Consider the following 9,308-nt stretch of genomic DNA (forward strand, 5'->3'; position numbering starts at 1 on the left):
CCACCCCAGCGCCTGGCACCCCGGCATTGCCGCCCAATCCAGGCAACACCGCAATCCCCCTTTACCGCGCCGAAGTGCCGGTGTACGCCGTGCTGTTTCAAGCTGCCGAGCAAATCGTGCAAGGCATGCTGGGGACTTACCACGAACGCGTGGGCGATCAGCGCCAGCAGCAACAAACCGGGGTATTCCCCACAGGTTGGGCCAGGGTGTACGGCGGCAACAGTCGCCAGAGTTTCGCGGGAACGGTCAGCCCGACACTGGACAGTTCGCTGTCGGCCTTCCAGGTGGGCAGCGACCTGTACGCCACCAGCACGGACAGCGGCCAGACTCACCGGCTTGGCTTCTTTGTGGGCCACAGCCGCCTGCAAGGCGACGTCAAGGGTTTCAACGGTGGCTTCCAAGACAAGGACGCAGGCCGCCTGACCTTGCGCGGCGACAGCCTGGGCGCCTACTGGACACTGATCGGCGCCAACCGCGCCTATCTGGACCTGGTGGTAATGGGCACCCGCTTCACCGGCAACAACGAGTCCGACCGGGGCATCAAGATGAAAACCAAAGGCAGCAACGCATTGGCGTCCGCCGAAGCGGGCTGGCCTTTTACTGTGAGTGCCCAATGGGAACTGGAGCCACAAGCCCAGCTCATCGTCGACCGCACGCGGCTGGACAGCCAGAACGACCGAATCTCCGCCGTCTCCTACGACGCTGACACGCATGTCACCACCCGCCTGGGTGCCCGCTTGCGTGGCAGCTATGAGGTGAGTGGTATGCCCCTGCAGCCATACGCGCGTGCCAACGTCTGGCATGCCCGCGCCGGCACCAACACCGTTAGGTTCGATGATGCTACCGACATAAACACCGAGCAAAAGTCGACCACGCTGAACCTCAACGTCGGCGCCACCTTGACCGTTGCCCAAGGCATCAGCCTGTACGGCCAACTGGGCTACAACCGCAACCTGGACAGCAATGCCCTCAACGGCCGCCAAGGCACGCTGGGGCTTCGAATGGATTTCTGATCCGCGTATGTGTATCGCACTGTATCCAGGGCCCGTTGCGATACACAACGTTTAACCCATGGCACTTGCTGAAACACAGCCGATACAGCACGACGTTCAACTGAGCACCCGGCACACATCAAGCCCCAGGAGGCTCGCCATGCACGCTCAGTTGAAACGCCACCCACTTTTCCTGGCTTTTGCCCTGTTGCCATTCGCGGCCATGGGCATGGCCCATGCCGAGATGCCCGAACCGCAAACCCCGGCACCGCAGCATCAATCGGCGTTCGGGACGCTCAAGCACATCAAGGCCGGCCTGCTGGACGTGGCCTACGCCGAGGTCGGCCCGGCCAATGGCCAAGTGGTGATCCTGTTGCATGGCTGGCCCTACGATATCGACAGCTACGCCAACGTCGCACCGCTGTTGGCCGCCAAGGGCTACCGCGTGTTGGTCCCCTATGCGCGGGGTTATGGCGACACGCGTTTTCTGTCGGATAAAACCTTGCGTAACGGTGAACCGGCGGCGCTGGCCCAGGACGTGATCGATTTCATGGATGCGCTGAAGATCAATCAAGCGGTGCTGGGCGGTTACGACTGGGGCGCGCGCTCAGCAGATATAGTCTCGGCGCTGTGGCCGGAACGGGTCAAGGCATTGGTGTCAGTCAGTGGCTACCTGATCGGCAACCAGGCCGCCGGTAAGAACCCGCTGCCACCCAAAGCTGAGTTGCAGTGGTGGTACCAGTTCTACTTCGCCACCGAACGCGGCGCCGCCGGCTACCAGAAAAACACCCACGATTTCGCCAAGCTGATCTGGCAGACCGCCTCGCCGAAGTGGGCCTTTGACGAGGCCACCTTCGAACGCAGCGCCAAAAGCCTGGACAACCCCGATCACGTGGCAATCACCGTCTTCAACTACCGCTGGCGCCTGGGCCTGGTACAGGGCGAACCGCAATACGCTGCCCTGGAGCAAACACTCGCGCAGTCACCGAGCATTGGCGTGCCGACTATCACGCTTGAAGGCGACGCCAACGGTGCGCCGCACCCGTTACCTGAGGACTACGCCAAACGCTTTACCGGCAAGTACCAGTTTCGTCTGGTGAGCGGCGGCATCGGCCATAACCTGCCGCAAGAAGCGCCTGCGGCGTTTGCCAAGGCCATAGTGGACGCCGATCACCTGTGAAGCGACGTGAACTGCGTAGCAGCCGTGCCTAAAGTCGCCCAAAGGAATGCCGATACGCTTCTGGCGCCGCCCTTTGGCGTTCCTTTTGCGAGCCGTCATGGCACGCCGCATGCTTTGTTCCTGGCTCGACCACATGGAGTAAGAGTGAATGCCCGCACGCGCCCGCTTCCTGGAGCACTACCGCAAAGCCGACCGCATCATGCTGGCGTTGATCTGGCTGATGTTTTTATTCTCCCTGGGCCTGGCCTTCTGGCACAACACCTGGCTGCAAGCGGTGATCGTCGGCGGCGGCGCCAGCGTGGTGCTCACCTTGCTCTATCGCGCCCTCGGTGGCACCCGTTTGATGCGTTGTTTGCTGGGCGCCGGCCTGATGGTCATGGCGGCGCTGCAGATTAACCAGGCGCAGGGCTTGATCGAAGCGCACTTCGGTATCTTCGCGCTGCTGGCGGTGCTGACGTTTTACCGCGACTGGCTGCCGATCCTCGTCGCGGCGGTGACCATCGCCGTCCACCACGTGGTGTTTCACGCGTTGCAACATCAGGGTTTCCCGGTATTTGTAATGGACCATCATGGCGGTTGGAACATGGTGTTCGTGCACGCCTTCTACGTTGTGATGGAGACGGTCGCCCTGCTCTACCTCGCCATTCATAGCCAGGCCGAGGCGGTCGAAAGCCAGGAGATGCTGGAAAAAATGCTCGCCGTGACCTCCCAGCTCACCGTTGAAACCGCCCAGGGTGAAGGCAAGGTGCACGTGTCCCTGGCCAAGCGTTTCGACCACTTCCTGCAGCAGATCACCCACCTGATCGATGGCGTGACCCGTGACTCCCACGGTCTCGGCCAACTCGGCCAGGCATTGGCCAGCGCCAGCGGCACCCTGGAAACCGGCGCACGCCATCAGTTGACGGAAATCAACCAGATGACCGGCTCCATGCAGCGCATGGAAGACGCCACGGCCCATATCACCCAGCACGTCGAACACGCGGTGGAACACGCAGGCCAGGCCCGCGAACAGATCGTGCGCGGCCAGCAAAGCGTCGGCCGTGCCCAACATGAAATCACCCAACTGGCCTCACGCATCGACGGCACCAACCACACCGTACAAGGCCTGGCCACCCAGGCCGAGCAGATCGGCTCGGTACTCGAAGTGATCAGCAGCATCGCCAACCAGACCAACCTGCTGGCGCTCAACGCCGCCATCGAAGCCGCCCGCGCCGGCGAGCAAGGCCGGGGTTTTGCGGTGGTCGCCGATGAGGTCCGCAGCCTGGCGCAACGCACCGCCGTCTCCACCCAGGAAATCAAACAGATCATCGAAGGCCTGCAACACGGCAGCCGCCAAGCCGTCGAGGCAATGCACGACAGCCAGGCAGGTGTAGCGCGTTGTGTGGAGGACAGCCAACTGGCGGTGGACATGTTGCAGGCCGTGGGCGCCGACATCGCGCATATCGACGAGCTGAACGGGCGAATCGTGATGACCACCCGCGAACAAACCTCGGCCAACCTGGAGATCGTCGGGCGCCTGCAGTCCGTGCAGAACATTGCACAAAACACCGCGGATGATGTGGAAACCCTCGCGCGCAGCAGTGAGCAGTTGCCGCCGATTGCAGTGCGGCTGGATGCGTTGGGGCGCAGGTTTCACTCCTGAAAAACGCCTCAACGTGAGGATGGCTCAGCCTGGCAAAATCCCCAGGTTTTTAGCCCGCATGCGCGCCAAGGCATACACGGTACGCGTGCGAGGTATCGGTGCCCCGATGCGATCAGCCACTGAAACAAGCGTGCCAAGGATGGCCTCGATCTCCACCGGTTTGTGCCCCTCAACGTCTTGCAGCATCGAGGTTTTCACCTTGCCGAGCTTGCGGGTGATCGCAATGCGTTGCGCGGAATCAATCTGAGGCGCGATGCCCAGTGTGCGTCCCAAATCCAGCAACTCATCCATCATGCCGATGAACAGTGCGTGCAGGAATGGGTCGTCGATCAACTCATCGGTTGCGCAGCCCACCAACAGGCTGACCGGGTTGAAGCAGGCATTGCCCAGCAGCTTCAACCATATTTCTTCGCGCACATTGGCGTGGGCGTGGGCATCAAAACCTGCCTCACGAAAAGCCTCGGTGGTTGCATCTACGCGCGTGCTATTACCACCGGCCGGCTCACCGAACACCATTCGGCTTCCGGACATGTGCTTGATCACACCGGGGCTCAGCACGGTACATGAGGCAAATACAACGCAACCGACAACGGCTGCAACGGGCACAGCCTTTTCTATCACGCCACCGGGGTCGACAGCCTCAAGACGCATACCCGCCAAAGCGCCTGCCGACTGCAGGAAATACCACCAGGGTAAGCCGTTGAGTGCAGGAATAACCAGGGTTTGCGGGCCAATCAATGCCTTGGCCTGTTCCACCACACTGGGCAATGCCGGCGCCTTGACGGCAAATATGACCATCTCCTGAATGCCAAGCTCTTCAGGTGCGCAGGTCGCTTTCAGTGGGGCAACCAACACCTCATCGCCCGTGTGCAGCTTCAGCCCATGCTCGCCAATGGCGGCGAGTGTTTCGCCACGCGCGATCACGCTGACGTCGTGGCCGGCGGCGAACAATTTGCACGCCAGGAAACCACCGATTGCTCCAGCACCTACGACCGTGACGCGCATGGGTAAACCTCACTGAGGGAGTGGAACAGAATACTGGCTAAACAGGCCGGAACAAGCCCGTCTCATTGAAAAAGCAGCCGCACTTGGCTCACACCCATCAGCCAAGGCAAACATAGCCACAGGTTACTTTTGCAGCGCATCCAGCCTGCGTTTCAGTCGCCTCAAGTCATTGTTGACGATGAGCTTGTGCACCGGCCCTACCGGCAACATGTACAGGCGCCCAAAGGTGTTATGGGTGATCACCGATGAGGTGATCGTAAACACGCGGTCACTGACAGACAGACAAATCATCACATCCAGGTGCCGGTCGCGCTCGGTCAGCACCAACCTATCGGGAGCACTGTGCTCCACCAGAAAGAAGTCCAAGCGCTCGCCCGCCTGTACCGCATTTTGCGGTGTGCCGGAGAACCCACCGATACGTTTCACCCCAAACAGCGACGAAATCCCGTCGCGGATTCGAAAAGCCAACTGCATCGGCCACCCGCGCTCGGCGGTCACAATATTCCAGGCCTCCAGTGCTGTGACATCAGTTGGCAACATGACCGACCTGCGGTCGTAGTAATCCAACTCTGCAGGTGTGCCCAGTGTGTGAATAACATCTGTAGTAACCAACTGATTTCTCCCTGAAAAGCGCGGTTGGTGATGAAACCGAGTGATGCCTGCAGGCGCAGGTTATTTTGCAGGGCTGCTCAAGTAAAGCGCGGGACAGGCTGGTTGACATATCGATAATTCTCGATATGATCCGCCCATGGAATTACTCGACGTATTCAAAGCCCTCTCAAACCAGACACGCCTGGAAATACTGAAAGGTTTGAAAGACCCCGAAAAGAACTTCCCCGCACAAGATGAGGGTGACGTTCACACGGTGGGCGTGTGCGTAAGCAGTATCCAGGAAGGCATCGGCCTTTCGCAGTCCACCGTGTCGGGCTACCTGGCCACCTTGCAACGGGTGGGGTTGGTCGAAGTCACCCGTATCGGGCAGTGGACCTACTACAAGCGTAACGAGGCAAACATCCGTGTGCTTGCCGAGATCATAGGCAAAGAGTTGTAGGTTTTTTTTATCGCAATATATCTAGTTTTCGCGATATCTCTTTTTATCGAAACGAGGATGAGCAATGAAAGCATTGATACTCAACGCATTTGGCGGCCCGCAAGCGTTCGAACTTCGCGACGTGCCTAAGCCCGTCCCCCATGCCGGGCACGTGTTAGTGCGGGTTTACGCCACTTCCATCAACCCGTTGGATTATCAGGTGCGACGTGGCGACTACCCTGACCTGGTGCCCTTGCCGGCGATAACCGGGCACGACGTTTCCGGCGTCGTCGAAGCCCTCGGCCCAGGCGTCACTGCTTTTGCACCAGGCGATGAGGTTTGGTACACCCCGCAAATATTTGACGGCCCCGGCAGTTACGCTGAGTACCACGTGGCGGCCGAACACATCATCGGCAAAAAGCCTGCGGCCCTGAGCCACCTGGAAGCCGCGAGCCTGAGCCTGGTCGGCGGCACCGCCTGGGAAGCACTGGTGGTGCGCGCGGCGCTGCGGGTCGGCGAGAGCGTTCTGGTACATGGCGGCGCAGGCGGCGTCGGCCATGTGGCGATCCAACTGGCAAAAGCCATCGGCGCCAAGGTGTTCACCACCGTACGCGAAGCCAACATTGAGTTCGCCCGCAGCCAGGGCGCCGATGTGATCATCGACTATGAAAAGGACGATTACCTTGAGGTCATCCTGCGCGAAACCGCTGGTCGTGGCGTTGATGTGGTGTTTGACACCATCGGCGGCAACACCTTGGCCCGCAGCCCCGACGCACTCGCGCAACTGGGCCGTGTGGTGTCGATTGTGGACATTGCGCAGCCGCAAAATCTGGTTAATGCCTGGGGCAAGAATGCCAGTTATCACTTTGTCTTCACGCGGCAGAACCGCGGCAAACTCGATGAACTCAGCGCGTTGGTAGAACGCGGACAACTGCGGCCACACGTGGGTGAGGTGTATTCGCTGGCAGATATCCCGCTCGCCCACGCGCGGTTGGAGCGTCGCAATAACGGCCTGCTGGGGAAGATTGCGATTGCCGTCGCGCCGTCGCTTCTCGCGTGAATACAGCGGTTTAAGGTTGAAAACTTGCCTGGAGAAACATCATGGTTTACGAGATCGCGCTGCTGCCGGTTTACAAAGCACAATTCGAAGCGTTTAGAGCCGCATTTGCCGAGGTCTTGCCGCTGCTCAGCCGCGCTAAAGGTTACGGTGGGCATATGCTCGCGCAAGGGGTTGAAAGCCCAGAGGTGTTCAACTTGATAGTGCGCTGGGAGACCTTGGAGGATCACACGCCGGGGTTTGAGGCGAGTGAAGATCATCGTGTGTTTATGTCGGGGTTGGAGGCGTACTTCTCTGCAGAACCGGCGGTTTACCATGTGGAGGCGTTTGCCGATGGAACTTCTCTAAACAACGATGTCAATTTGACGGCTCGCTAGCGCAGCAAAAGCAGCATGGATCAGTCAGCGTCAGGCTACTTCCTGACACCCATGGAGAGAATAATGAGAGTCATCATTGCAATATTGTTGATGCTCAGTGGCTACGCTTACGCCGGGTGCGGCAATATCAGTGACGGCAACCTTCGAGCCACGTGCCAGGCAGAAATGAACGGGCAAAGCTGCGGCAACATCAGCGACAGCGATCAACGCGCTTATTGCAATGCCAAGAGCAACGGCCAAAGCTGCGGCAACATTCAAGACAGCAACTTACGTAACGAGTGTGAAGCCGCGAAGCGCTGAGCCGCCCGCGAGATGGGACCAGCCTTCGCGCTGGCCCCGTCCATCTTTTATCTTTGTGCACGCCTCTGGCCGGCGCGGTGAACCCAACACTTTTATAGTGAAAGCACGCGTACTTAGGGATCATTGCGTCGCATCAAAACACTCATGGTATTTCACCGCGCCTGGTGCGGTTTTTGCGGATTGTCCAACCCCCTCAAGACCCTTTATCCTCCTCGCTCCCGCTCGACCCACTCCGGAGCCGCCATGGACCTCGCCACGCTCGCCCTCTTCCTCCCCGCCTGCTTCGCCCTGAACATGGCGCCCGGCCCCAATAACCTGCTGTCCGTAAGCAACTCCACGCGCTATGGCTATCGCACTTCTTGCCTTGCGGGTATTGGCCGTTTGCTGGCCTTTGCCGGCATGATCGCCCTCGCCTCTGCCGGCTTGGCGGTGGTGCTGCAGACTTCGGAGCTGTTGTTCTACGGGATCAAGATTCTCGGTGCGGCGTATCTGTTTTATCTGGCATTTCAGCTGTGGCGGGCTAACCCGCAGAAAGAAGCTGAATCAGCCCCGGACAAGGTGGGATTGTGGGCCTTGGCACGTCAGGAGTTCCTGGTGGCAGCCGGCAACCCGAAAGCCATCCTGATCTTCACCGCGTTCCTCCCGCAATTCGTGGTACCCGGCCAACCGATCACCCCCCAATTCGCGCTGCTGGGTGGGATGTTCCTGGGTTTAGAATGGATAGCGATCAGCGCCTACGCTTACATGGGCACGCACATGCGCCGCTGGTTTGCCGAACCCAGCGGCAAGCGCCTATTCAATCGCTGCTGTGCCGGGTTGTTGTCGGCGGCGGCGACGGTGTTGTTGATGGCGCGCAGGGCGTGAGGACAAGCCTGCGCACTCAACGAACAGGGAAAACGCGACATGACCCGAATCGAACTCGCCGACTTTTACCAAGGCTACATCGACTGCCTCAACCGCCAGGACTGGGAGCACCTGGGCCACTTCGTCCACCCGCAGGTGACCTACAACGCCACCGCTGTCGGCCTGGCAGGCTACCGCGCGATGCTGGAACGCGACTTTCGTGAGATCCCGGACCTGGTGTTTCGCATCCAACTGCTGGTAGCCGACCCGCCTACCATCGCCAGCCGGTTGAATTTCAACGTCAGCCCCAGAGGCGAGTTCTTCGGGCTGCCGATCAACGGCAGGACCGTGGCCTTCGATGAAAACGTATTCTACGAGTGCTGCGACGGGAAAATTGCGCAGGTCTGGTCGGTCATCGACAAAGCCGCGATAGCCCAACAGCTGACACCCGATAAACCTTGATCGACCGTCTAGACTCTCTACACCCAACCACCCCGTGGAGACCCAAGATGAACAAAAACACCCTCTGCCTCTGGTACAACGGCACCGCCCTGGAGGCGGCCACTTTCTACGCCCGGACGTTTCCGAACAGCGCTGTGACGGCCGTGCATCACGCCCCTGGCGACTTTCCGGCGGGCAAGCAAGGCGATGTGTTAACCGTCGACTTCAGCGTGCTGGGCATTCCCTGCCTGGGCCTGAATGGTGGCCCGGCGTTCCCGCACAGCGAGGCGTTTTCGTTTCAGGTGGCGACGGACGACCAGGCCGAAACCGACCGCTATTGGAATGCCATTATCGACAACGGCGGCCAGGCCAGCGCTTGCGGCTGGTGCAAGGACAAATGGGGCGTGTCCTGGCAGATCACCCCGCGCGTCTTGTCTGCGG

12 protein-coding genes are annotated in these 9,308 nt (G+C 60.0%); 10 read left to right on the forward strand and 2 right to left on the reverse strand.

Annotated elements, in window-relative coordinates; genetic code table 11:
* From GIW28_RS30015 to GIW28_RS30920, 3 genes are all read left to right on the forward strand, one after another.
* On the forward strand, window positions 1-1,013 hold a 1,013-nt coding region (locus GIW28_RS30015), incomplete at its 5' end, for an autotransporter family protein (RefSeq protein ID WP_236490478.1).
* 139 nt (window positions 1,014-1,152) lie between these two features.
* Window positions 1,153-2,172, forward strand: coding sequence for an alpha/beta fold hydrolase (locus GIW28_RS30020; protein ID WP_177033201.1), 1,020 nt, complete (start codon window positions 1,153-1,155; stop codon window positions 2,170-2,172).
* Between the two features lie 937 nt (window positions 2,173-3,109).
* Entirely contained in the window at window positions 3,110-3,814 is a 705-nt protein-coding gene (locus GIW28_RS30920; protein WP_256349295.1) for a methyl-accepting chemotaxis protein, read from the forward strand.
* A 24-nt stretch (window positions 3,815-3,838) separates the two neighbouring features.
* Here the strand turns inward: GIW28_RS30920 and GIW28_RS30030 are convergent, their stop codons facing one another.
* Complete coding sequence (locus GIW28_RS30030; protein WP_236459028.1) at window positions 3,839-4,819, reverse strand: ketopantoate reductase family protein; 981 nt, start codon at window positions 4,817-4,819, stop codon at window positions 3,839-3,841.
* 123 nt (window positions 4,820-4,942) lie between these two features.
* The gene (locus GIW28_RS30035) at window positions 4,943-5,386 is read right to left on the reverse strand and encodes a DUF2867 domain-containing protein (protein WP_268938807.1); all 444 of its coding nucleotides are present in this window, start codon (window positions 5,384-5,386) and stop codon (window positions 4,943-4,945) included.
* A gap of 181 nt (window positions 5,387-5,567) precedes the next feature.
* On the opposite strand from GIW28_RS30035, the gene GIW28_RS30040 reads away from it, so the two are divergent.
* The 7 genes from GIW28_RS30040 to GIW28_RS30070 form a co-directional block, all read left to right on the forward strand.
* A complete protein-coding gene (locus GIW28_RS30040; RefSeq protein ID WP_017138928.1) occupies window positions 5,568-5,870 on the forward strand; it encodes an ArsR/SmtB family transcription factor in 303 nt (100 codons plus the stop codon).
* A 64-nt stretch (window positions 5,871-5,934) separates the two neighbouring features.
* Window positions 5,935-6,909 carry a zinc-dependent alcohol dehydrogenase family protein gene (locus GIW28_RS30045; RefSeq protein ID WP_017138929.1) on the forward strand — a complete coding sequence of 325 codons (975 nt, stop codon included), beginning with the start codon at window positions 5,935-5,937 and terminating at the stop codon, window positions 6,907-6,909.
* 41 nt (window positions 6,910-6,950) lie between these two features.
* Window positions 6,951-7,283 (forward strand): antibiotic biosynthesis monooxygenase family protein, encoded by a 333-nt coding sequence (locus GIW28_RS30050; protein WP_017138930.1) that lies wholly within the window; start codon window positions 6,951-6,953, stop codon window positions 7,281-7,283.
* 63 nt (window positions 7,284-7,346) lie between these two features.
* Window positions 7,347-7,583 (forward strand): hypothetical protein, encoded by a 237-nt coding sequence (locus GIW28_RS30055; RefSeq protein ID WP_017138931.1) that lies wholly within the window; start codon window positions 7,347-7,349, stop codon window positions 7,581-7,583.
* A 243-nt stretch (window positions 7,584-7,826) separates the two neighbouring features.
* Window positions 7,827-8,447 carry a LysE family translocator gene (locus GIW28_RS30060; RefSeq protein ID WP_017138932.1) on the forward strand — a complete coding sequence of 207 codons (621 nt, stop codon included), beginning with the start codon at window positions 7,827-7,829 and terminating at the stop codon, window positions 8,445-8,447.
* A gap of 39 nt (window positions 8,448-8,486) precedes the next feature.
* Window positions 8,487-8,888 (forward strand): ester cyclase, encoded by a 402-nt coding sequence (locus tag GIW28_RS30065; protein ID WP_017138933.1) that lies wholly within the window; start codon window positions 8,487-8,489, stop codon window positions 8,886-8,888.
* A gap of 47 nt (window positions 8,889-8,935) precedes the next feature.
* Window positions 8,936-9,308: VOC family protein (locus GIW28_RS30070; RefSeq protein ID WP_236490479.1), on the forward strand; the 373-nt coding region annotated here is incomplete at its 3' end.

Source organism: Pseudomonas sp. PA-5-4B (assembly GCF_021606215.1).
Taxonomy (GTDB): Bacteria; Pseudomonadota; Gammaproteobacteria; order Pseudomonadales; family Pseudomonadaceae; genus Aquipseudomonas; species Aquipseudomonas edaphica.

Coding starts and splice junctions, on each gene's coding strand:
- GIW28_RS30020 (WP_177033201.1), top strand. CDS start 1,153: ATGCACGCTCAGTTGAAACGCCACCCACTTTTCCTGGCTTTTGCCCTG.
- GIW28_RS30920 (WP_256349295.1), top strand. CDS start 3,110: ATGGAAGACGCCACGGCCCATATCACCCAGCACGTCGAACACGCGGTG.
- GIW28_RS30030 (WP_236459028.1), bottom strand. CDS start 4,819: ATGCGCGTCACGGTCGTAGGTGCTGGAGCAATCGGTGGTTTCCTGGCG.
- GIW28_RS30040 (WP_017138928.1), top strand. CDS start 5,568: ATGGAATTACTCGACGTATTCAAAGCCCTCTCAAACCAGACACGCCTG.
- GIW28_RS30045 (WP_017138929.1), top strand. CDS start 5,935: ATGAAAGCATTGATACTCAACGCATTTGGCGGCCCGCAAGCGTTCGAA.
- GIW28_RS30050 (WP_017138930.1), top strand. CDS start 6,951: ATGGTTTACGAGATCGCGCTGCTGCCGGTTTACAAAGCACAATTCGAA.
- GIW28_RS30055 (WP_017138931.1), top strand. CDS start 7,347: ATGAGAGTCATCATTGCAATATTGTTGATGCTCAGTGGCTACGCTTAC.
- GIW28_RS30060 (WP_017138932.1), top strand. CDS start 7,827: ATGGACCTCGCCACGCTCGCCCTCTTCCTCCCCGCCTGCTTCGCCCTG.
- GIW28_RS30065 (WP_017138933.1), top strand. CDS start 8,487: ATGACCCGAATCGAACTCGCCGACTTTTACCAAGGCTACATCGACTGC.